Below are 23,589 nucleotides of genomic sequence, written 5' to 3'. Positions count from 1 at the left end.
AAAGAAAAAATATGTTGATAGATAATCACAACCGCGTCATTAATTACGTCCGCCTGGCGGTCACCGATCGGTGCAACCTCAGATGTAATTATTGCATGCCCGAAGAGGGAATCGCCTTCTCGGATCGGAAATCCCTCCTGAGTATAGACGAAATGAAGCGCCTTTGCAATATTCTGGCAAGCAGGGGTGTCGATAAAATAAGGTTAACCGGGGGGGAACCCTTCGTTCGCAAAGATGTAATGCAGCTCATTGAGCACCTTTCCGGCCTCGAAGGCTTACGCGAGATATCGATCACAACCAATGCGACACTTATAGGTCCTTACATTGAACAACTGGAGGAATATGGGGTGCATAGCGTAAATGTGAGTCTGGACGCGATTACCCCGGAATCTTTTAAGCGAATCACGCGTCGGGATCAATTCGAACTGGTGCATGAAAACCTGATGCGACTTATCGAATCCAAAATAAAGGTGCGGATAAACTTTATCGTCCTCGAGGGGCAGAACGAGGAGGATATCCATCATATGCTGGAATTCCAGCGGGTGCATCCTGTTAGCGTGCGTTTTCTTGAAGAAATGCCTTTTAATGGTGGGAGTCGGAATTTCAAGGACCTCAATTGGAACCATCGAAAAATCCTGGAGCACATTCAAAAGCGGTATCCTTCATTTGAAAAACTTCCAGCCCCGCTTACTTCTACTTCTGTGAACTATAAAATACCTGGACACACCGGCTCCTTTGGCATCATCCCTTCCTTTAGCCGGACCTTTTGCGGAAGCTGTAATCGCCTTAGGGTAACGGCAACAGGGGATCTCATTACCTGCCTGTATGGAAAACCAGTGGCCAATCTCAGGGATACCCTCAGGTCAGGTCTGCAGGATTCTTTTGTGGAAGAGGCCCTTGTGCGCGCTGTCGGATCCAGGGCCAAAGATGGCTTTGAAGCACAGGACCGTTTCGGCTCTATATTTGGAAGTTCCATGACCTCAATAGGAGGCTAACCTCATACATGCTGATATGTTGCAAGGCAATGAAATTATGGGATTGGTCCTGGCCGGAGGCCAAAGCCGGCGCATGGGTACAGACAAAGGAAAGCTGGAGTATCATAACAAACCCCAGCGGGAATATCTCTACGAGGAACTCAAAACCCTGTGCTCCGGCGTATTTCTGAGCATCCGTCCCGAACAGGCATCCGAAATCCCGGAAGGAATGGATTTCATCCTCGATGAAAACGTTTTTAAGGGACCTTTTAACGGGTTGTTGTCTGCGCATCACGCTTATCCTGAGGCCGCCTGGCTGGTGGTCGCCTGTGACCTTCCCCTTGTTGACAAAAAAGTGCTCCAGTACCTGATAGAACGCCGGGATCCCGGGGCAATGGCCACCGCCTTTGCCACGCACAAGTCCGGACTGCCTGAGCCCCTTGCTGCGATTTGGGAGCCACTGGGCCTTAAAACAGCAGAAACGTATATGCAAACTTCAGAAAGCAGTTGTCCCCGCAAATTTTTAATCAATGGGAATACTGCGCTGGTTTTCCCGGAAGATGATCTCTGGCTTTCCAATGCAAATGAACCCGGGGAATATGCGGACATCCTTTCTCAATTGAATTCAAAATGAGCGTTAACCGATATGATCGTCAAATCCGCCTAAAGGCCTTTGGGGCCAGAGGACAAGAGCTTCTGGGTGCTGCCCGGGTCCTGGTTGTGGGAGCAGGGGGTTTAGGAGTTCCGGTATGCCAATACCTCAATGCCATGGGGGTGGGCACCCTGGGGATTGTTGACGGAGACACTATCGAAGAAACCAATTTACATCGTCAACCCATCTATACGCCATCCGATTGCGGCAACTCAAAAATCACAATTTTAGGCCAGAAATTACAGGAACAGAACCCCGATACGCGAATAGAATTACACCCAACCTTCCTTCAGCCTTCAAATGCCCTGGATTTGGTCGATTCCTATGACCTGGTGGTGGACGCAACGGATCGTATTCCTACCCGATACCTGCTGGACGATGTTTGTGTAATCAAACGAATTCCATGGATCTACGGAGCCCTTCACGGTTTCGAGGGGCAACTCAGTGTTTTTAATTACAAAGAAGGTCCCACCTACCGCTGCCTGTTTCCACAAATACCCAAACCCGGGGAAATCCCCGATTGTAACCAGCTCGGGACCCTTGGTATCCTGCCCGGGATCATCGGGAGCCTACAGGCACTGGAAGCCGTAAAAGTAATTTGTGGACTGGGAGAGGTTCTATCCGGAAAACTGTTGCTGTTCAGTGCCCTGGACCAGGAATCGCGACAGGTGCGTTTTCAGAAGGATCCTTCACAAGAATCCCGGGAGGTCCGGGATGAAGCCCACTACAATTCCGGATTTTGTGGCACTGGAGAAGGGGTAAGCCTTTCGGATTACCTGGAAAGGAGCAAATCGGATCAAGCCCCTTTGCTCGTCGATGTTCGGGAACCGGAGGAATTTGAAGCTTTCCATCTGCCGGAGGCACAAAATTTCCCGCTGATGGAACTTGAGCAACGCATTGCTGAATTGGACCATGCAGGAGCTGTTTATCTTATTTGCCATTCCGGGAGCAGGAGCGCCCAGGCTTACCAAAAACTTGAGGGCAGGCTTCAGTCCGCCACTTTGAGCTGGATTTCAGGAGGAATGCGAAACCTGGAGCCGGAAGTTTCCTGACCTGTTCATGTATCGCAATTCGTAATAGCCGTTATCCTTTACCTGCTTTCAGGCGCATATACGAAATGGAGTACAGGCAAGATCCGTGTTAACCTTGAAGGGGCTTTTGTTGTTTTCCAGATCGGATAAAGCGATAGAAATACCGGAAATTCCCATTGTACCAGATGGCCATAAAAAATGCGCCATAAATGATCCAGTCCGGCAGAAGGGCTGGAATAAAATAGGTCTGCACTACCAAAAGTACCATGGCAACCACGGCAACCCCCAGTGCGATGTATGTTCGGCGACCACGCTGATTTAAAAGGATCATAGCTATAATAACCGCTCCAAGCAGCGGTTTTGCATGAAGTAAAAAGGGAGCCAATTGCTCATTTTCAATATCTATAAACAGTCCTGCTGCACTCAAATAAGCTGTGAGGCATAACGGACATTTAGGAAGCAGGATTAACAAAGCTGTGGAGAGTAAAGACATGGAGCCCCTGCTTCCCGCTGTTTTCCTGAGGGAGGTAGAGGAGGATTTTGTCTTACAGCAATTGGATTTTACGGCTTCCATCCGAAGTTTCACGAATAACACCTATAAGGTACAAAAAGATATACTTCTCCCGTTTTGAACTCCGTTTTATTTTGGGGAAGAACCAAAAAGCCGTCCGTATTGACAAGGTTTGCAAAGTCTCCTGAACCATTGCCGGAAACTGGGTCAGCCACAAGGGTTCCGTCAGGCTGGCTTTCCAGACGCGCCTCCAGAAAATAGACCAGATTGGGCTTGAAGTTTACGTCCCGCTTTAAGGATACATAAAGGGGTTTGGACGTCACGCCGAGGCAGGTGTTCAACCAGAATTTCAGGTACACATATACACAGACAAAGGAAGAAACCGGATTACCAGGGAGGGCAAATATCTTTTTCCCTTCCTTATTGCTGCCAAACCAAAAAGGTTTTCCGGGACGCTGCTGAATTTTATGGAAGTGTTTTTCAATGTTCAGGCTTTCCAGTACCTCGGGCAGGTAATCAAATTTTCCTTTGGATACACCACCCGTAAAAATCAACAAATCATAGGCGTCCAGATACTTGGATACCAGAAGTTCCATTTCGTCCCTGTCATCCGGTAAGTGCCTGAGATCCGAGGAAACCCCCCAGGTCTTTAGCGTGCTTTGAATCCCATAAATGTTGGACCTGCGGATTTGATGTAGTTCGGGTTGCTGATGTACATCCACGAGTTCATCCCCGGTCGAAACAATGACGACCCTGGGCATGCGCCTTACTTTTAAAGAAGCTTTTCCCACTGCGGCTGCGATATTGATCTCAGCACTTGATAGTTGTACCCCTGCAGGGACAATAATACTTCCCTTATCCCGATCGATCCCTTTGAAATGCACATTCTGTTTAGGCATAAGGGTGGGAGGGACAATTCGCGCTTTCCCCTGGTTTATCTCCAGATCTTCATATCGGACAACGGTATCCGCATTTTCCGGCATAATGGCACCGGTCATAACCTCTATGCAGTGTTGGGTATCCTGAAGTGATTTCTGCGGCGTTCCCGCTGGTGCGATATCCTCAATCGCAAATTCCCGCTGCCCTTTTTCAAAGGCCGGATAGGAAATGGCGATACCGTCCATGGTCACCCGATCAAAAGGGGGGAAGTCACGATCCGCTATAAGATCTTCAGCCAGATAGCCGCCAATAGAATCTTCCAGTTTCCTGTCTTCAACAGGGAAGTCTTCAGAATGGGCTGCCAGAATCGACAGGGCATTCTCATAGGTGATAAAAATGTTTTCCATGCACATCAGCTGTTAAGTTGATAGGGCTGAGCATTAACCCATTGAAAACCCAAACCTTTGTTAAAGGATTCAGGGGTATCCAAGATACCTATTAATTTAGAGTTTTAACCCCGGGTACAGAAGGAATTGTCGTAGGAGAAACGTATAGGACTGGACCGTAAAAATGTTTTGCGACTTTTGTCTGAACCGTCTTAATGGTACTTTTATCAGGGATTCCGCCCTGCTGAATGAACTGTTTTCAAGATGGGCTGCCTGCACGAATCTCCCTTTGATTCACTCATTGTAAATGGGGCGCAAAAGAAATGAATACGACCTTATTCTGAGGAACTATGAAAGAGATAAAATCGATATTGAATCTGTACAATACACTGAAGACTTCTGAAGAAAAATGTGCGATTGCCCAGGTGGTACGCGTGGAAGAGTCTTCGTACAGGCGAGAAGGGGCACGAATGATTGTTTTTGAATCCGGCGTCTTCGAAGGGGGGATAAGTGGAGGATGTCTGGAGGGAGATGCCCTTCAAAGATCACAGATTGCCATATTAAAGCAGCAGCCCTCTATCGTCACCTATGATACCTCAAAAGAAAAGGAAATAGGCGTAGGGCTGGGTTGTAACGGGATCATCGACGTGCTGATTTCCCCTATTTCGGAAGACTCCGAAATGATGAAAATGCTTCAGAGGTGCCTCGCTGAAAGAGGAGCGCATATCATTGCCACGATTACCGCCCTGAGCGGAAGTTGGGAATCCGTCTCTCTGGGGCAGAGCTTTTATTACGATGCCCAGCGTTCAACCCTGGACAATTGCCTAAATACAGACCTTAGAGATTTTATTCTCACGAAAATCACGGAAGTTCAAGATCAGAAAAAATCCAGGACATTTACTTATGAAAAACAGGGTGGGGTAGCTAAAGTTTTTATCGAACTTATTCCCCCTGCCTTTCACCTGGCGATTTATGGGGATAATTACGACGTGTACCCTTTACTGGAAATGGCGGAGGTCATGGATTGGGAAGTAAGCCTGGTTGGGAATATCCAAAAATTAAAGAAGGAAAAATTGAAGTCGGTTTCAAACCTCTATCCCAAAGATGCGGATGCGCGGCCCGAGATCGATTCACGGACAGCGGTCCTTCTGATGGCCCATGACTATAAAACGGATATAGCCAACCTCCGGGAACTTATTAACAGTCCGGCTCCATACATCGCTTCGCTCGGGCCAAAAAAGCGTTTTGAAAAAATGGTCGCGGAATTAGCATCAAAAGGGGTTGTGTTTTCTGCTCAGCAGCAGGACCGGATTTTCGCACCCTGCGGCCTTGAAATTGGGGCGAATACCCCGGAGGAGATCGCAACCAGTATTTTCGCTGAAATCCTCAGTGTGTTCTCCGGAAAGCGTGGGGGAATGCTAAGGAATAAAAAGGGCCCGATACACGAAAGGGTTTGAAAGGCTTCCTGCTTGTTTCTTCATGTCCATTTAGGGCTTATCTCCTGAAGACAACTTGTTTCCTGGTATGTACATCGAAAGATCGGACACCCTTTAATTGAACCAAACCGCATATTTTTTTCTCCTCAGTTCAAGGGCGAGTTGCTTTTCCATTTCCAGGGCCTCTTCTCTGGATTTAACCGGCAGTATGTGATTATAGAGGCTGGGCCTTAAATACAGACCGTATTTATGGACCATGTTCGAAGCCAGGTTGTGTCCTTTTTTATTGATGTAGCCCGTTTTGTGTTGTGTAAACCGCTCCTTTGGGGTTTTGCTTGTCATTCCAACATACAGGCACTGCAGGACACCATTGAATTGCGGATTCGCTTCGCGGAACCTCCTGTTTTCGGTGAAGACCCTTTTGGACAATTCAATGACATAAATCCGGTAAACTGTTTTTGACATGGATTTTCTGGTTATCGGGGCCCGATCTTAAAGGGAATGTTTTGGTGCTAATGAAATAACGCATGCTACAACCCAACATAGTTCCAGGGCTTTCGATGTTTTAAACCTGTTTTCTCCGTTCCCACAAAATATTGTCTTCCCTTTGTCTGGCTACTGCTTTCGAAATAATTTCAACCGCCTTCTCAATATCCGTTTTTGTGGTATAAGCACCAAGGCTTAACCGGATGGAAGCATAGGCCAAACTTCGTTCAATACCCATAGAGAGCAGTACATGGGAGGGCTCCACAGAAGCTGAGTTGCATGCAGACCCATTGGAGACTGCGATTTCCCGGCCTAAAGAAGTCAGGAGGGAGGCGCCATCCACATAGGGAAAGGAAAAATGGGAAGTATTGGGCAAACGCTCTACACCTGCGTTGTTAGAAATGGCGAGTTCAATTGCAGATAATCCCTTGTCCAATTGATCCCTCAGTGTTGTGAGCCGGACCTGTTCTTCCTCCAGGTTCCGGGAAGCAAGTTCGATCGCTTTTGCCATTCCTACAATAAGAGGCGTATTCAATGTTCCGCCCCTCTGGCCTTTCTGCTGACCCCCGCCCTGTATAAAACTCGGCAGCGCATCGTAACCTGAATTGTTTTTGGTATAAAGAAGTCCGATGCCTTTAGGCCCATAAACTTTATGTCCTGAAAAACAGGCAAAGTCCACAAGTTTCAAAACGTCATTCACAGCTACCTTGCCGAGAACCTGAGTGGTATCGGAAAACAGCAGGGATCCATTCCCATGGGTGAGTTCCGCAATTTCTTCAAGGGGTTGTATGATCCCGGTCTCATTGTTGGCGTACATTACAGCAACCAAAGCCGTGTCCGGTCGCAGGGCCTTCCTGAATTCTTCCATTGGAATCAATCCCCTGGAATCCACATCGAGATACGTGACTTCGACGCCTGTGGTTTGCAGAAAGGCACAGGTATCCAGAACCGCTTTATGCTCTGCTTTGGTTGTAATGATATGTTTCTTCCCTGGACTGGCCGTTCCGACAACTCCCTTTAAAATCGCATTGATACTCTCTGTAGCTCCCGAAGTGAAGATCAGCTCCGCTGGAGCTACCCCTAAATTTTCTGCCATTGAATTCCGGGCGTCCTCTACAGCACTTTTAGCCAGCCACCCAAAGGGATGATGACTGCTGGAAGGATTTCCAAAATGCTGACCAAAGTAGGGAGACATCGCATCGATCACTTCACGCGAGCATGGGGTGGTGGCATTGTAGTCTAGATACAGCTGGGAATACATGATAAATGAAGGATGAGTGCAGGAATCATAAAAGTAAGGATTTAATCAAAAACAGTCCCTCAGATGGTGGCAGGCTAAAAAGCAAGACGCATCAAAAATCATAAAGAATTATTAAATAATTAGCGAAGAACTTATTCTATTGCCGTAATCCAAATTAATGCATATCTTTATTACAAACCTCGTATTTTAATTCAAATAACATTATGATTCCAGCCAATTTCACCTATCACAAGGCGTCATCCCTCAAAGATGCCATCGCCTTGGCAGAATCTCTTGGTGAGGAAGCGAAATATATGTCTGGGGGGCACAGCCTGTTACCCATGATGAAACTTCGTTTTGCCACCCCCGAGCACATTATTGACATCAGTAAAATCCAGGGCCTTTCCTTTATTAAGGAGGAAGGCGATTTGTTGAAGATCGGAGCCATGACTACGCAGACCGAGATGGAATACTCGGACCTGCTCCGATCTAAGTATCCCATCTTTGGCGATGCCATAAAGCTAACGGCAGATCCTTCCGTGAGAAACGTGGGAACCCTGGGTGGGAATATCGCCCATGGGGATGCCGCCAATGACCAACCGGCATTAATGCTGGCTATGAGGGCCACGGTCATTGCAGAAGGGGTGGATGGACAGAAATCCATACCTATTGATGAATTTTTTCACGGCTTCTATATGACGGCCCTGGAACCCACGGATATTTTGGTAGAAATTCACATTCCCAAGGCATCAAAACACAGCGGCGGTGCCTATCATAAGGTAGAACGCAAGGTCGGTGACTACGCCACGGCAGGTGTTGCAGTTTATGTTGAACTCGATGATGACGGTGTATGCCGGGAAATTGGAATTGCACTGACCAACGTAAGCGCCGTACCGATGCGGGTAGATCGCGCCGAGGAGCTTCTAAGGGGTAAAAAAATAACTGATGACCTCATCGGTCAGGCTGGCGTATTCGCCAGTGAAGACTGTGAGCCTACTTCTGATTTGAGAGGTTCTGAAGCTTATAAAAGGTCACTGGTCGATACGATCACAAAAAGAATGTTGAATAAAGCTTTGGAAAGAGCGAGACAGTAAAAAATAAACTATGAAACACGAAATTACACTGACCATCAATGGGCAGAGCGTTACAGCAGAAGTGGATTCCCGTCTGCTCTTGGTACACTTTATTCGGGAAAATTTAGATTTAACAGGAACCCACATTGGTTGTGATACCAGCAATTGTGGGGCTTGTACTATTTTGTTGAATGGTAAGTCCGTGAAGTCCTGCACCTATCTCGCCGTTAGGGCAGACGGGGCGGAAATCACCACCATAGAAGGTATTGCTGCGGAGGGCACGAACCACCCGATCCAGCAAGGCTTCCACGATCAGCATGGTTTGCATTGCGGATTCTGTACTCCCGGGATGATCATGCGTTCCATCGATTTGCTCAACAACAACCCTAATCCTACAGAGGAGGAAATCCGTTGGGGGATATCCGGAAATCTATGCCGGTGCACCGGGTACAACAATATTGTAAAATCGATCCGGCAAGCCGCTGAGGAGATGCAGAAAGAAAAAGAAACCACGGTCTAACCTCAAGAAACAAAGAAATTATGTTTAAATGTAAAACATCAGCAGAGGTAGGCGGAATGGGTCACTCTGTGAAAAGAAAAGAAGATGCCCGCTTTTTGCACGGCAAAGGGAATTACGTAGATGATGTAAAATTACCTGGAATGTTGACCATGGTAATGGTCAGGAGCCCTTATGCCTATGCAAAAATCAAAAGCATCAATAAGGAAAAGGCACTGGCTATCCCGGGTGTTCTGGCTGTAATTACGGGAGAAGACCTGGCACAGTACAACCTGCATTGGATGCCGACCCTTTTGTCCGATACCCAAATGGTATTGCCGACAGATACGGTGATGCACCAGGCACAGGAGGTTTGCGCGGTTATAGCGACAGACCGTTATATCGCTGTGGATGGGGCCGAGGCGGTTGACGTCCAATACGAACCTATGGACCCCATTGTGGATCCTTTTAAGGCATTGGATAAAGACGCCCCCTTATTGCGACCCGACAAGGAGGACCAGAAAGACAATCAGATCTATCACTGGGAACGGGGGGACAGAGCCAAAACGGATGAAGTTATAGCCAATGCAGATGTAGTTGTTAAAGAACGTATTCACCTTCCCCGAATTCACGTGGCTTCTATCGAAACCTGTGGTTGTGTGGCTTCCTATGATAAGGATACGGAGAAGCTTGTGGTATATCTGACGACTCAGGCACCACATGCCATACGAACCGTAGTAGCATTGGTAGCTGGTCATGTAGGCCTGTCCGAAGAAAAAATACGTATCATATCCCCGGATATCGGAGGCGGTTTTGGGGGGAAGGTACCGGTTTACCCGGCCTATGTTGTAGCCATTGCAGCTACGTTCCTGATCGGCAAGCCCGTGAAATGGATAGAGGACCGGTCTGAGAATCTAGTCAATGGTTTTGCCCGTGACTATCATATGGACTGTGAACTGGCTGCAACTAAAGACGGTAAAATACAGGCGTTTAAAGTATCCACATTAGCCGATCACGGATATACGGATTCTTCAGCGAATCCTTCAAAGTACCCGACCGGAATGTTTTCCATTTGTACAGGCTCCTATGATTATGAACACGCCTTTGCCGAACTGGATGCGGTTTACACCAACAAGGCGCCCGGTGGGGTAGCTTACCGCTGTTCATTCCGGGTGACGGAGGCCGTGCATGCCATTGAGCGGATGGTAGACAAACTCGCGGCTAAAATCGGCAAGGATCCGGCCCTGCTCCGGCTGGAAAATTTCATCAAAAAGGAGCAATTCCCATACTCCTCTCCACTGGGCTGGAGCTATGATAGTGGGGATTATGAGGCTACCCTTAAAAAGGCCATGGACATGCTCGGGTATGACGACTATAAGAAGGAACAGGCTCAAAAGCGCAAGGAAGGGAAACTCATGGGTATTGGGATCTCCACCTTTACAGAAGTAGTAGGTGCTGGTCCGTCCAAAGATTTCGATATTTTGGGTATTGCCATGTTTGACAGTGCTGAGATTCGTGTACATCCAACAGGAAAGGCCCTGGCGCGGTTTGGTACAAAATCTCAGGGGCAGGGGCACGAGACTACCTATGCACAGATTCTCGCTGAGGAACTGGGTATCCCCTATACCGATATAGAGATCGATGAAGGGGATACGGATACTGCCCCATATGGTTTGGGAACCTACGCGAGCCGGAGTACCCCAACAGCTGGTGCAGCTGCGGCCATAGCGGCGCGTAAACTCAGGGATAAAGGAAAGAAAATAGCTGCCTACCTCCTTGAGGTGAGTGAAGAAGACATCGAGTGGGAAGTGGGTAAATATTTTGTAAAAGGAGCTCCTGAAAAATCAAAAACCATACAAGAGGTCGTTTTCGCGGCCTACACCAATATTCCACCTGGAATGGAACCTGGTTTTGAAGCTACCCATTACTACGACCCACCCAACCTGACCTTTCCCAACGGGGCATACATCTGTGTGGTCGAGGTTGAAAAAGAGACCGGGGCTATAGATGTCAAGCGATTTGTCGCCATCGACGATTGCGGGAATATCATTAACCCCATGATCGTAGAAGGGCAGGTACACGGTGGGCTTACCCAGGGTATTGCCCCTGCGATGTACGAGGGTATTGAGTATGATGATGAAGGAAACGTATTAAATGGAACCTTCATGGATTACCTTGTACCCACTGCAGTGGAATCCCCGCATTGGGAAACGGGCCATACCATTACTCCGTCCCCCCACCATCCCCTGGGGGCTAAAGGTGTAGCGGAATCCCCTACTGTTGGGGCGCCACCGGCCATTGCCAATGCCATTATCGATGCCCTGGCGCCCCTGGGAATCGAGCATTTGGACATTCCAATTACCCCTGCCAAGGTGTGGGAAGCCATTCAGGCACATTCATAAAAATACAAACTCCCGGAAGGGATCGGATGTCAATTTCGGGAGTTTAAATCAGCTATAAAAAAAGGATATGAAAGCACAATTAGAAAAATCGTTTGAGGTTCCACAGGGCGGTGAATTGGTTTGGGAACACCTGATCGATCCCAACAAAGTAATGGATTGCGTTCCTGGTGTATCTATTGATGAAAAGGTTGGGGATAACCATTATAAAGGTAAGGTGGGCATGAAGTTCGGGCCTATTGGCGCGAAGTACGATGCGGACATTTATTACGATGAAGTAGATGCAGATAACCGTAAGATCATTCTAACCGGAAACGGGGTGGATGTTAAGGGCAATGGAAATGCAGAAATGACCATGACCATGAACATCACGGAAACCGAGACCGGTGGCTCAAAACTCGACGCCATTATGGATGTCACGGTCAATGGGAAGATTGCTCAGTTTGGATCCCGCCTGATCACCACGGTTTCGAATCAGTTGTTCAAGCAATTTGTTTCTAACTTCTCTAAGAAGCTGGCGGCTGCTGAAGCAGCTGTATAAGCACCTTTTGATTTGAAATTTAAAAGCTATGCCCAACCCGGCATGGCTTTACGCTATTTAAAAAATCAGGCTATTGAACAAAGAAATTGAAGGGCTTATAAGTAGTTTTTATGAGCAAGGCTATATACTGAACAAGGAATTGGCAACCTCCGTTTTCCTGCTGAATAACCTGGAGAAGCCCCTGCTTTTGGAAGGGGACCCGGGAGTAGGTAAAACGATGCTGGCGAGCACGCTGGCCGGACATTTAAAAACGGATTTAATTCGTTTGCAGTGCTATGAAGGGCTGGATGTAGGTACAACCATTTACGAGTGGAATTACCAAAAGCAGTTGTTGCATATAAAACTTTTTGAACAGGAAAAGGACAAACGTACCCTGGGCGAAGAAATATTCGGGATGGAGTATGTTCTTAAACGACCCTTGTTGCGTTCCATAACTGCCGACAAACCCGTGGTCCTTCTGATAGACGAGATTGACCGGGCTGATGAGGAGTTTGAAGCCTTCCTCCTGGAGCTTTTATCTGATTTTCAGATAAGCATCCCGGAGTTGGGTACCATTAAAGCCGTTTCCAAACCGTTGGTTATCCTCACTTCAAACCGGACCCGGGAATTGAGTGATGCCCTCAGGAGGAGGTGCCTCTATCATTGGGTAGATTTCCCGACCAAGGCCATGGAAATTGACATCATTGCGCGAAAACTACCTGAGATCGATGCGGAGTTAGCGGGACAGGTCGTAAATTTTATACATAATTTGCGAAAGTCCAGCTTACAGAAACCACCAGGCATCGCGGAGTCCCTGGATTGGGCAAAAACACTGCTGCTTCTCAATGCTGATAATATCACAGATGAGATCGTGCGAAATACCATAGGTAGTGTTCTAAAACACAAAGACGATATTGAATTTGTTCGGAACCGGACCGTTCAGGAGTTTCTTATGCCAATAGATTAGTCCTTAGAGTACTTTGGTCGCAATAGATAAAACATTCAAAGAACGGTTGATCGACTTTACATTCTATTGTAGGGAACGACAGTTTGTGATTGGGCCCCAGGATACCCGGGATGCATTTGAAATCGCCGAACGCGGGTACTGGCTGGACAGAAAGCTTTTCCACTATAGTTTAAAGGCTATTTATTGCAAGCGCAAAGAGCACTATGACCGTTTCGATGAAATGTTCAACCGGTTTTGGAGTCGGTATTATGAAGAGAAACTCGAGGCGCGGAAAAAGACGGTCAAACAATTAAAAAAAGAACCGGAAACGGATACCATTATTTTTTTGGGCGCCAAATTCAACAAGCCGAAGCAGCAAAAAGAGGAAAAAGAAGCCAAGCAAACAAAAGGAGCGAATGAGAATACCCGCCTTCGTTTCACGGATTTTTCCAAAGTGGATGTTGCAGATAAGGAACGTTTGGAGGAATTAGCGGAAGAATTGTTCCATCAGATGAGCATGCGCTTTAAAAGGCGGCTTGAAGATGCAAATAAAGGGAGGATTGATATTCGCAAGACCATTCGCCACAGTATTTCGAAGGGTGGGCTGATGCTGGATTTGGCGCATCGTAAAAAAAGAAAGGAAAAGCGAAAAGTCGTTTTTATCCTGGACGTTAGCGGTTCCATGGATACGTATAGTTATTATCTTTTGCGATATGTGATGGTGCTAAAAAAGTACTTCCGGGAGTTGGAGTTCTTTACCTTTAGCACCCACCTGACCCATGTGACCCCTATGCTGAGGGCAAACAGGGAATTTCAGGTTTTAAAGGAAATTGGCGCAAATGTGCAATCCTGGTCCAGTGGAACTAAGATAGGGGAATCCCTGACGGAGTTTCTGGACGTGTATGGAAGCAAGTTTTTAAGCCAAAAGCATATTGTGGTAATTCTCAGTGACGGATTGGAAACGGGCAATGTGACCCAGCTGAAAGAAGCTGTGGGAACAATCAGGAGAAGATGCAAGACGCTGGTATGGCTGAATCCTTTAAAAGGTATGAAGGACTACCAGCCCATTCAAAAGGGGATGGTGAACGTGATGCCCCATCTGGATGCCTTTGAATCTGCACATAATCTGGATAGTTTATTGAAGTTGGAAAAATTGCTGATGGATGTTTAACGAACTCATACATAATATTGAAGCGCAGCGGGCCAAAGGGAATAACTTCGCTGTTGTACAGGTGGTGGATCGGGTGGCTCCAAGCTCGGGAAAAATAGGCGACAAGGCCCTTGTTCTGGAATCAGGGGAATTGATTGGCTGGGTCGGCGGCGGATGTGTACGGGGCATAGTGATCAAGGAGGCGCTGGAGGTCATACGGGCTAGGCGATTCAGGAGGATACGGATATCCCCTGAAGGAGGTACGCGGGAAACCGCTGATTATAAGGAGTACGTTATGTCTTGTCAAAGTAAGGGAACCGTAGAATTATTGATAGAACCGATGATATCTCAACCAGAATTAATTGTAGTTGGCAAATCGAACATTGCCCGAAAGCTTGTGGCCCTGGCCGCAGCTTCGGATTTCAGGGTCAGTGTGATGGCCGTGGATGCAGAATCACAGATGTTTCCAAAAGCGCAGGCGGTCTATGATACCGTAGACTTCTCGCCCGTCAAGGTGCTGGAGAACACCTATGTCATTGTGACCACACGAGGTGAAAACGATGATCAATCCGTAAAGAAAGCCCTGGAATCAGGGGCTCACTTTGTCGGTTTTGTGGCCAGTGCAAAAAAAGCGGCGGATCTGAAGGATACCCTGGCTAAGGCCGGCATGCCGGAGGAAGTCATCAATCGTTTAAGGAGTCCGGCAGGCCTGGACATCAATGCAAAATTAGCGAGTGAAGTGGCCATTAGCATTCTGGCAGAAATCATCGATGATTTCAGAAACGGAGGGGTAAAACCCGTGCGGTCACAACAGCAGCAAAAAACGGAACCAGCCGAAGAAGAAATAACGGCTGGAAGTGCCTTTGAGGAAGAATATTATATAAACCCTGTATGCCAGGTCCCTGTCTCCAAGCGCAACCCGAAACATATTGTAGAATACAAAGGAGAGCTGGTCTATTTCTGTTGTGACGGATGTAAGGTCAGTTTTGATAAAAATCCCGCCCAGTACATCAAGTAGTTACCTTAACTGAGCTCCAGGGGTTCAAACAGATTTGATCTTTTTATGACCTGTACGGTAAACCCATTTTAAGTTCTTTAATGGACAGCATAGCCACTCTGGTTTTGACAGCCGGGTCTTCCAGCCGAATGGGAAAACCCAAAGCCCTTTTGCCATGGGGACAGAACACGGTGCTCCGGCATATCCTGCAGCAAATACAACAGACGGGATTGCATAATGTTCTTTTAGTGACAGGAGCCCACCACGAAGAAATTCAAAATGCGTTACAGGAGGAATCGGCAATCATCTGCTATCACCCGGACTGGGATTCGGGTATGGGCTCAAGTATTTCAGCTGGAATCCGGGCAGTTGAACAACAATTTGAAGGAGTTAATGCCGTCCTTATTCTCCTGGTGGATCAACCGCTGATCACCGCGGCTTATCTCAGGGAACTCATGACATCCCATGAAAAGGACCCGAGTATCATTATCGCCTCGGATTACGGTGAATTTGCCGGAGTTCCGGCCCTTTTTCCGAGGCGTTTCTGGAATGACCTGAAAGGAATTCCTTCCGGTCGTGGCGCCAAAGGACTAATTGCCAGGTTCCATGAGCAATCCGTAATTCTCAATCCCAAAGACGTTATTGTGGATATCGACACACCTGAAGCCTATCAGAAAGCCCTAAAAATTGCAGGGATTTCGTCAATCTAAACCCTAATAAACTATGCAGCGTATTTTTTGGACCTTAGCTTTCTCATTCCTATTCTGTTCTGATTTTGCAGGGGCACAGGAACTTTCCTTTGAGGCATACAACCCGGAGTCGACCCTGGTTGTGCCTGAAAACCCTGTTACCCGCGCCAAATTTCCTGTAGTGGACATACACAGCCACCACTATAACATGCCCGAACAGGACCTTTCTGCTTTGATAGCCGCTATGGACAGCCTTAATCTTGCTGTGCTGGTTAATCTTAGCGGGGGCTCCGGCGCAAAAATCCAGGGCGCCATGGCGAATATTCAAAAAAACTATCCAAACCGTTTCCTGTTATTTGCAAACGTGGATTTCAATGGGGTAGGGGAACCGGGTTGGGGATCCCGGGCGGCTGCCCAACTCAGAGAAGATGTAGCCAACGGGGCCGTAGGCTTAAAGATCTTTAAGAGCCTTGGCCTGCGTAACAAGGATGTAAAAGGGAATCGGATAGCCGTGGATGATCCAAGGTTAGATCCGGTCTGGGAAATGTGTGCAACCCTTGGCATTCCGGTGTTGATCCACTCGGCAGACCCCAGGTCTTTCTGGGATCCCATGGATGAAAAAAATGAACGATGGCTTGAATTAAAAACGCGACCGAGGAGGAAAAGGAGTGATACGGATCCTGCGGCATGGCAACAGATCATAGACGAGCAGCATAACCTTTTCCGAAAACATTCAGGTACAATCTTTATCAATGCACATATGGGATGGTACGCCAACAACCTGGACAAGTTATCGGAACTCATGGAGGAGTTTCCCAATATGTATGTGGGGATTGGGGCAATTATTGCGGAATTGGGAAGGCAACCACGCCGGGCAAGGGCATTTTTCATCAGGTATCAGGATCGGATTCTTTTCGGGAAAGACAGCTGGCAACCTTCTGAATTTCCGACGTATTTCAGAGTCCTCGAAACCGCCGATGAATATTTCCCTTACCACAAGAAGTACCATGCTTTCTGGGCGATGTATGGTATGGACTTGCCCGATGATGTACTTCGAAAAGTATACTACCAAAACGCCTTGAAAATTCTACCCAAACTGGACGCCTCGCTTTTTGAGAATAAATGATTTCGATGAACGACCACTTATCTCAATGGGGTGAGTGCACTAAAAGAGTTGAAAAATCGTTTTAGGAGGAACCCCCTAAACAGGTATTCTGATGAAACACTTTTCTTCCTTTCGAATTTTTAATTTTGTTCTTTTTCTGGCCTTGCTCGGCGGTATTCAGAGCTGCAGCAAAGACGCGGAAAAAGATCTGATGGCGGAGAACAGCCAACTTTCACAGACAGAACTGTCAACGATTTTAGAAGCGGACCAGTGGACAGGTGTCCTGGATGAAGTGCTATTAGACCTCTATGAAAAAAATACGGCTGCGGCAGCAAAGTTTGCCGATGACAATTGTTATGAAATAACCTATACCGAAACGGGTTTTAGGGTTGTATTTGACAACTGTATCTTAAATACAACAGATGCCGTAAATGGCGTCCTTGAAGTTACCTATGCTTCAAACCCGGAGGTAACCTCATTTACCGTTTCGTATTCTGATTTCTTTGTTGGTTCGGTTCAACTTAACGGGATTCGCACCATCACCGTAAGTCAAGAAGGTGATAGGAGCCTCCTGCTGTCGGTATCTAGTGAAATGACTGTGGTTTTCGAAGATGGGACAACCCTGACCGAAAACGGCATTAAAAACCTGGAATTCCAATTCGGGGAATCCCTGGGTGAAACATCCTATTCCATTACCGGGGACTGGACGGTTACCAATGGGAATACGATATACAGTGTGTCTACGACTGAACCCCTGAACGGGACATTGCTATGCGAATACCTGGTCAGCGGTCTTATGGACATCGATAAAAACGGTCTTGAATTACGTGTGGACTTTGGTGATGGTAGTTGTGATAACCTTGTTACGATCATATATCCCAGCGGGGCAACAGAGGAAATTGAACTATAGCACCCCGATTGCGATTGCGCATTAAAAATCCCGTATGCTGGTCGCATACGGGATTTCTTTTTTTCGCATGTCCCGCCCTGGCAAAAAAAGCTGGGCCTAGGTCACATAATTCCGATTTTCGGACCACCTTACACGTTTGCTGTCCCTGAAATTAGAAAAGTAGGTATACCTTCTGGACCCGGTCGGAGTATGATTGATACTTGTTTTCATGACTGTTGCGTTTTTTGATGATGACTGATGAATGGCGATTGATGAATGATGATTGATGAATAGTGATTGATGATTGATGAATAGTGATTGATGATTGATGAATACTTTAAAAAGTTAGTGCCTGGATTCTGACCATTGTACCCTGAGGGACGTTTTAAAATTGGAGTAATGTGAAAATCTCCTGTGACTTGTCGATGATGAATTTCCGAGTGCTTTCATGATGATTTGTTTTTTAATTGATGAATTTGTTTTAGAATGGCAGCAAATAAACTGCGTTACACTTAATAAGACGAGCACAAATTTGAATTGTTACAGTACTATGCTATAAAAGGTACCATTTTAAACATTTTTTAACATGAAACGGCAGGCCAGATCCGGGGTAACCCTCACAAATACAACGGCATAGGTGTTATTCAATAAAATTTTAAAAAAAACGGGAAACAGCTGTTTTAAAAGTGAACCTGAATAGCAATCGTCCGAATTTAGGAGACTTATGAGAGGGGAGGAGTATACTGCAGCCGTGCAGAGGTACCTTAAAAAAGGATATTAAACCTTCCAGAATTAGTATCTTACCTATAGGATAAAATAGTACTCCTGTGTCCGAATCGAATGACTACATAGATTTCCATTGCCATCCGGCCCTGAAGCCTTTCGGAAAGAGTTTCCGAAACAAGCCTGTGGGCCTCCAAAGCCCGCATCGTTCAAATAAGACGAGCTTTTGGTACTACGATCCGCCAAACCTGACCGATAAGTTGCTGAACTACACCGCCCGTCTCACAAAGTTTTCTCAGGCCAACGGTCATTGCCTTGCACGTGGTGGGGTCAGGGTAATCTGTGCTTCCCTCTATCCACTGGAAAAGGGTTTTGTAAATAATACAATCAAAAGCGATACGCTGAGTGACCTGCTCCTCGACCTGGCCACAGGCCTGGGGAAGCATCGAATAGATTACCTGCAGGAAATGCCGGATTACTTTGAGGACCTAGTACGGGAGTACAACTTCTATACACAGCAGAACGGCCGGATTGTCCGACTGCCTGAAGGGCGATTCCGTTATCGCCTTGTCCGGGACTATTCGGAAATAGCGCGATTCTCAAATGCGAACCCGGAGGGTCCGCAAACCATATGTATAGTCCTGTCCATTGAAGGTTTACACGTCCTGAATACCGGGCTGAACCAGGAACCCGACGAGGAAGAAGTTCTCGCCTGTTTAGGGCGCATTAAAAAATGGGAATACACTCCCTTCTTTATTACCGTTGCACATCACTTCTGGAATCACATCTGCGGGCATGCCCCAAGTCTTTCGGGCATCGTGGAGCGCAGCACGAACCAACTTGAGGGCATGGGAACCGGAATTACTCCTTTGGGGATAGCCGTTCTAAAGGCAATGCTCTCAGAGGAGAATGGCCCCGGGATCCTGCCGGATATCAAACATATGAGTGCGCGGGCACGGGAGGAGTTATACCAGCTAAGGGAATCTGGAAGCCTGGGCTCCAGTGATTTTCCACTGCTTATCAGCCATGGTGCCTGTAATGGATTGGTCTCTTTTCGGAATCCTGTTCCCGGCCCACTGCAAACCTCTGCGCTTTTGAACCCGGTTTCGATAAACTTTTATGACGAAGAAATTATCCGGCTGGCCAAAAGCGGTGGACTTATCGGTTTGCAATTGGACGAACGCCGAATTGCCAGTAAGGAAATGCTGCAAAGTACAAGTCGGTCCCTTTTTAGGAACAAAATTATGCATTACAGGTCCGAACTCCTGTGGAGACAAATTCAGCATATAGCTGAAACACTTGATAATGAGGGACTATTTGCCTGGGATATCATGGCTATTGGCTCAGATTTTGACGGCATTATCGATTCCTTAAACGGATTTTGGACAGCAGAAGAACTTCCTTTCCTGGCTGATTTCACAGAAAGGCATGCATACAATTATTTAAGAACAGCACAATGGACCCTTCCAGAAAATCGCATTTCGGCGGCCGAGGTAATCCAAAGGGTATTTGTTGAAAATGGGCATCAGTTTTTAAAAAAACACTTCCGGAGAACCCTCTGATCTTTTGACGGCATCTGCCGGTATGGAAAGCGCTTGCGAAAACCGGATTTTATGGCATTGGAATTCTGTTCAATTCTGCCTACATTTCACCTGTAGAGATGAATTTAACAGGACAACACATCTTGGTCACGGGGGCTTCCAGAGGTATCGGCAGGGCGATCGCCCGTGAACTCATGGCCCAGGGAGGGCGCGTGGCTGTACATTACAATTCCAATAAAGATGCTGGCCTTGAATTACTTTCTGAATTCCCTGAAAGCGATTCCATTTGCATTGGAGCAGATTTGGAAAAGCCTGAGGATGTTGCTCGCTTATTCCATACCTGTATCGACCGACTGGGGAAACTCGATACCATTATCGTAAACGCGGGTGTATTTCTGCCGCACCCGCCAGATATGCCACCTGATTCATGGTTTGCAGTATGGAAAAAGACATTGTCAATCAATCTCGATAGCGCGGGTGTGTTAACACATCTAGGGATTAATCACTTTTTGAAACACGGTGGCGGTCGTTTTATTTATGTGGGAAGCCGTGCGGCTTTCCGAGGCGAAACTTCAGATTATATGGCTTATGCAGCCTCAAAAGGCGGGTTGACCTCTTTGGCCCGAACCGTGGCTCGTTCATTCGGCAAATCCGGGATTACTTCCTTTGTACTGGCACCTGGTTTTACGCGAACGGCTATGGCCGAATCCTTTATTGAGACACATGGAGAATCCATATTGCTGGATGAAATATCCTTACCTGAGCTTACACGGCCGGAGCATATTGCTCCACTGGCCGCCTTCATTTGCGAAGGTAAAATGGACCACGCAACGGGTACGGTAATAGACTTAAATGCCGGTAGTTACATGCATTGAAGGGCATCCATTGTTCAGGGCTATAGTTCTATTGTTTAAACATATGTTAATAGCATTGAACAAAATAATCCATTATCGTATCTTACGCACATTAAGTTCATTGAAACCTCAGATCTGGAATTTTTTAGCGTCTATCCTGGTGAGTCTAAGAGTACTTTGGAATAAGACGGGAGCAAAATGTCCTTCTGCGGATTCTGGAACGATTTTGGTAGGATAAATTAAAAAAAGGAAGGTTATGGAATTACTACAGCGAGCCGAGGAGTTTGAAAGCCGGAAGTGGTCCAGAATTACTACTAGTGAACGCGTTCAGGCTTCCCGCGACTTAAAGAATTTGATCCTGGAGATCAACGAAGTATACAAGAAATCACGTGATCAGCATTTAATGGAGGTTATGAAACGACTTACAACCATTAAGCAGAAGGTCGAAAAGCGACTTAAAATGCGGGTGGACGTGTAGATTAAGATGGGATTACGATTGCTATGAAAAAAAAATACCGCTCAAATTGAGCGGTATTTTTTTATCCGTGTGTAAAACCGAATTACTTAGGCAATACAACCGAATCGATTACGTGAATAACTCCGTTGGAAGCTTTAACATCCGTAGCAGTTACCTTGGCAGCATTCCCATTGGCGTCAGTTACCATAACGGAACCATCTTTAACGCTCAACGTTAAGGACTGTCCATTCACAGTTTTGACAACAAAAGCATTGTTGTTGTCCTGAATAGCCTTTACTACGTCAGCAGCCATAAATTTTCCAGCTACCACATGGTAGGTGAGGATTCCGGCAAGTGCTTTTTTGTTTTCTGGCTTCAGCAGCGATTCTACGGTTCCATCAGGAAGTTTGGCAAAGGCGTCATTCGTTGGTGCAAAAACCGTAAATGGTCCGGCACTTTCAAGCGTTCCGACAAGATCAGCCGCCTTTACAGCAGCCACCAGGGTTGCAAAAGCTTCATTGCTTGCAGCCACTCCTACAATACTTGGTGTGGATTGAGCTTCTGTGCCCATTACTTGTACCTGAGTCGATTCCTTAACATCAGCAGTTACCTTTTCGGTTCCCTGGGCATTTACCATTGTAAAGCTCCCACATAGGACCGCAACAAGAGTTGATTTAATAAGATTCATTTTTTAGTGTGTTTAGATTAGGTGACGAATGTAGGTAATGATTGCAGGGGGAGTTATTAAATAATGTTTAAAGTTTTAGCATAATAGTTAAACATTTAAGAAAAAATGCCTTTCAGTCCTGCCGACTTGGCCAATTGCTGCATGGAAATGCTATTTACTATTGATTCGTCCCGGTATTCTTTAAAACTAATTATCTTTAGAAATACATCTTAAGAACAGTTATAGACTTTAAACTTTGAAATAATGAGTACAACAGTTTCAGCATTCGGAACCCAGTCCGCTGAGGGACGCTTGGATAAAATGAATATTAACCGCAGAAACCCGGGTAAACGGGACGTGTATATAGAAATTACGTATTGCGGCGTCTGCCATAGTGATATTCACACAGCTCGCAATGAATGGCTGAATTCCACATATCCCGTTGTTCCGGGTCATGAGATCGTAGGCAGGGTATTGGAAGTGGGGTCCAAAGTCCGGAGATTTAAAGCAGGTGACCTTGTGGGGGTCGGTTGTATGGTGGATTCCTGTAAAGAGTGTGCTCCCTGTAAAAAAGACCTGGAGCAGTTTTGTGAAAAAGGATGTACATGGACTTACAATAGCCCCGAACCGGATTTCGGACGCACCTACGGCGGTTATTCGACGCACATCACAGTAGACCAGGATTTTGTTTTGAAGATTCCTGAGACGATAGACGTCAGGGGAGCTGCACCCTTATTGTGCGCCGGGATTACCACCTGGTCACCCCTGAGACACTGGAAGGTGGGGAAAAAGGACCGCGTTGGCGTTGTCGGACTGGGAGGCCTTGGTCACATGGGCATCAAATTTGCCAATGCCCTGGGCGCCCATGTAGTTATGATTACACGTTCTCCTGAAAAAGCCCGGGATGCAGAAGCTCTCGGTGCTCACGAAGTCCTGATTTCCACGGATTCCAAAGCGATGCAGGCGCAGGCGAATTCCTTCGACTTCATCCTTAATACCATTCCTGTCGGTCACGAGATGGATCCCTACATCGGTTTGCTCAAGATCGATGCCACCATGGTTCTTGTAGGGGCTGTAGAGCCCTTAAAACCCTTTCACGGGGGTGGGGTAATGATGGGGCGAAAGCGCATTGCGGGTTCACTCATAGGAGGTATTGCGGAAACCCAGGAAATGCTGGACTTCTGCGGAAAACACAACATTACCTGTGATGTTGAAATGATCGATATGCAGGAGATCAATGAGGCTTATGAGCGCGTGGTAGCTTCAGATGTGAAATACCGTTTCGTCATCGATATGCAATCCCTTAAATCGCAGTAGTCTCGTTTAGGTACATGGGTACGGCGTTTTCCTAAATTATAGTATTCACCTCAGGAAAGGATTGCATTACCTGGTCTTTTTTAAACCTGAACTCCGAATAATCAGGGTGGTTATGCCTGAGCCAGGGGATGAAATCCTGCCCCGGAGAGGTCATACAGTCTTCATAAGGCC

General features: G+C 46.8%; 23 protein-coding genes. 18 read left to right on the top strand and 5 right to left on the bottom strand.

Annotated elements, in window-relative coordinates:
• Window positions 1-11: 11 nt before the first annotated feature.
• Genes moaA through QU605_RS09715 form a run of 3 tightly spaced genes read left to right on the top strand, consistent with a single transcriptional unit; the run spans window position 12 to window position 2,678 of the window.
• Window positions 12-995 (top strand): GTP 3',8-cyclase MoaA, encoded by a 984-nt coding sequence (moaA, locus tag QU605_RS09725; RefSeq protein ID WP_289725112.1) that lies wholly within the window; start codon window positions 12-14, stop codon window positions 993-995.
• Window positions 996-1,011: 16 nt separating this feature from the next.
• A complete protein-coding gene (gene mobA, locus QU605_RS09720; protein WP_289725111.1) occupies window positions 1,012-1,608 on the top strand; it encodes a molybdenum cofactor guanylyltransferase in 597 nt (198 codons plus the stop codon).
• Window positions 1,605-2,678 carry a HesA/MoeB/ThiF family protein gene (locus tag QU605_RS09715; protein WP_289725110.1) on the top strand — a complete coding sequence of 358 codons (1,074 nt, stop codon included), beginning with the start codon at window positions 1,605-1,607 and terminating at the stop codon, window positions 2,676-2,678. The genes mobA and QU605_RS09715 overlap by 4 nt, the downstream gene beginning before the upstream one ends.
• Before the next feature lie 88 nt (window positions 2,679-2,766).
• On the opposite strand, the gene QU605_RS09710 is transcribed toward QU605_RS09715, so the two are convergent.
• Entirely contained in the window at window positions 2,767-3,231 is a 465-nt protein-coding gene (locus tag QU605_RS09710; RefSeq protein ID WP_289725109.1) for a hypothetical protein, read from the bottom strand.
• 8 nt (window positions 3,232-3,239) lie between these two features.
• Entirely contained in the window at window positions 3,240-4,454 is a 1,215-nt protein-coding gene (locus tag QU605_RS09705; RefSeq protein WP_289725108.1) for a molybdopterin molybdotransferase MoeA, read from the bottom strand.
• A gap of 329 nt (window positions 4,455-4,783) precedes the next feature.
• Between QU605_RS09705 and QU605_RS09700 the strand changes: the two genes are divergently transcribed.
• Window positions 4,784-5,890: an XdhC family protein gene (locus tag QU605_RS09700; RefSeq protein WP_289725107.1), complete on the top strand. Its 1,107-nt coding sequence runs from the start codon at window positions 4,784-4,786 to the stop codon at window positions 5,888-5,890.
• A 93-nt stretch (window positions 5,891-5,983) separates the two neighbouring features.
• On the opposite strand, the gene QU605_RS09695 is transcribed toward QU605_RS09700, so the two are convergent.
• Both QU605_RS09695 and QU605_RS09690 read right to left on the bottom strand, forming a co-directional pair.
• The gene (locus QU605_RS09695; protein ID WP_289725106.1) at window positions 5,984-6,334 is read right to left on the bottom strand and encodes a ribose-5-phosphate isomerase; all 351 of its coding nucleotides are present in this window, start codon (window positions 6,332-6,334) and stop codon (window positions 5,984-5,986) included.
• Window positions 6,335-6,434: 100 nt separating this feature from the next.
• On the bottom strand, window positions 6,435-7,616 hold the full coding sequence (locus tag QU605_RS09690; protein WP_289725105.1) for a cysteine desulfurase family protein: 1,182 nt from the start codon (window positions 7,614-7,616) through the stop codon (window positions 6,435-6,437).
• Window positions 7,617-7,819: 203 nt separating this feature from the next.
• Here QU605_RS09690 and QU605_RS09685 point away from each other — a divergent pair, with 203 nt between their 5' ends.
• From QU605_RS09685 to QU605_RS09625, 13 genes are all read left to right on the top strand, one after another.
• Window positions 7,820-8,689, top strand: coding sequence for an FAD binding domain-containing protein (locus QU605_RS09685; RefSeq protein WP_289725104.1), 870 nt, complete (start codon window positions 7,820-7,822; stop codon window positions 8,687-8,689).
• A 10-nt stretch (window positions 8,690-8,699) separates the two neighbouring features.
• On the top strand, window positions 8,700-9,188 hold the full coding sequence (locus QU605_RS09680; RefSeq protein ID WP_289725103.1) for a (2Fe-2S)-binding protein: 489 nt from the start codon (window positions 8,700-8,702) through the stop codon (window positions 9,186-9,188).
• A 20-nt stretch (window positions 9,189-9,208) separates the two neighbouring features.
• Window positions 9,209-11,566: an aerobic carbon-monoxide dehydrogenase large subunit gene (locus tag QU605_RS09675; protein WP_289725102.1), complete on the top strand. Its 2,358-nt coding sequence runs from the start codon at window positions 9,209-9,211 to the stop codon at window positions 11,564-11,566.
• Between the two features lie 67 nt (window positions 11,567-11,633).
• Window positions 11,634-12,104 (top strand): SRPBCC family protein, encoded by a 471-nt coding sequence (locus tag QU605_RS09670; RefSeq protein ID WP_289725101.1) that lies wholly within the window; start codon window positions 11,634-11,636, stop codon window positions 12,102-12,104.
• A 73-nt stretch (window positions 12,105-12,177) separates the two neighbouring features.
• Window positions 12,178-13,050, top strand: a complete 873-nt coding sequence (locus QU605_RS09665) for an AAA family ATPase (protein WP_289725100.1) — start codon at window positions 12,178-12,180, stop codon at window positions 13,048-13,050.
• A gap of 46 nt (window positions 13,051-13,096) precedes the next feature.
• Window positions 13,097-14,200 carry a vWA domain-containing protein gene (locus tag QU605_RS09660; protein ID WP_289725099.1) on the top strand — a complete coding sequence of 368 codons (1,104 nt, stop codon included), beginning with the start codon at window positions 13,097-13,099 and terminating at the stop codon, window positions 14,198-14,200.
• Window positions 14,193-15,197: an XdhC family protein gene (locus QU605_RS09655; protein WP_289725098.1), complete on the top strand. Its 1,005-nt coding sequence runs from the start codon at window positions 14,193-14,195 to the stop codon at window positions 15,195-15,197. The genes QU605_RS09660 and QU605_RS09655 overlap by 8 nt, the downstream gene beginning before the upstream one ends.
• Window positions 15,198-15,277: 80 nt before the next feature.
• Window positions 15,278-15,886, top strand: coding sequence for a nucleotidyltransferase family protein (locus QU605_RS09650; RefSeq protein WP_289725097.1), 609 nt, complete (start codon window positions 15,278-15,280; stop codon window positions 15,884-15,886).
• 13 nt (window positions 15,887-15,899) lie between these two features.
• Window positions 15,900-16,991, top strand: coding sequence for an amidohydrolase family protein (locus QU605_RS09645; RefSeq protein ID WP_289725096.1), 1,092 nt, complete (start codon window positions 15,900-15,902; stop codon window positions 16,989-16,991).
• Between the two features lie 91 nt (window positions 16,992-17,082).
• Window positions 17,083-17,880: a hypothetical protein gene (locus QU605_RS09640; RefSeq protein WP_289725095.1), complete on the top strand. Its 798-nt coding sequence runs from the start codon at window positions 17,083-17,085 to the stop codon at window positions 17,878-17,880.
• Between the two features lie 806 nt (window positions 17,881-18,686).
• Complete coding sequence (locus tag QU605_RS09635) at window positions 18,687-20,144, top strand: membrane dipeptidase (protein WP_289725094.1); 1,458 nt, start codon at window positions 18,687-18,689, stop codon at window positions 20,142-20,144.
• Between the two features lie 98 nt (window positions 20,145-20,242).
• Window positions 20,243-20,998, top strand: coding sequence for an SDR family NAD(P)-dependent oxidoreductase (locus QU605_RS09630; protein WP_289725093.1), 756 nt, complete (start codon window positions 20,243-20,245; stop codon window positions 20,996-20,998).
• 235 nt (window positions 20,999-21,233) lie between these two features.
• On the top strand, window positions 21,234-21,455 hold the full coding sequence (locus QU605_RS09625; RefSeq protein WP_289725092.1) for a hypothetical protein: 222 nt from the start codon (window positions 21,234-21,236) through the stop codon (window positions 21,453-21,455).
• Between the two features lie 82 nt (window positions 21,456-21,537).
• On the opposite strand, the gene QU605_RS09620 is transcribed toward QU605_RS09625, so the two are convergent.
• Window positions 21,538-22,122 carry a fasciclin domain-containing protein gene (locus QU605_RS09620; protein ID WP_289725091.1) on the bottom strand — a complete coding sequence of 195 codons (585 nt, stop codon included), beginning with the start codon at window positions 22,120-22,122 and terminating at the stop codon, window positions 21,538-21,540.
• A gap of 240 nt (window positions 22,123-22,362) precedes the next feature.
• Here QU605_RS09620 and QU605_RS09615 point away from each other — a divergent pair, with 240 nt between their 5' ends.
• Window positions 22,363-23,418: an NAD(P)-dependent alcohol dehydrogenase gene (locus tag QU605_RS09615; RefSeq protein WP_289725344.1), complete on the top strand. Its 1,056-nt coding sequence runs from the start codon at window positions 22,363-22,365 to the stop codon at window positions 23,416-23,418.
• The last annotated feature ends 171 nt before the right edge of the window (window positions 23,419-23,589 follow it).

It is taken from the genome of Robiginitalea aurantiaca (genome assembly GCF_030380815.1).
GTDB lineage: Bacteria > Bacteroidota > Bacteroidia > Flavobacteriales > Flavobacteriaceae > Robiginitalea > Robiginitalea aurantiaca.
Note: the sequence above shows the minus strand (reverse complement) of the source record. Positions and strands in the feature narration are given on the sequence as shown.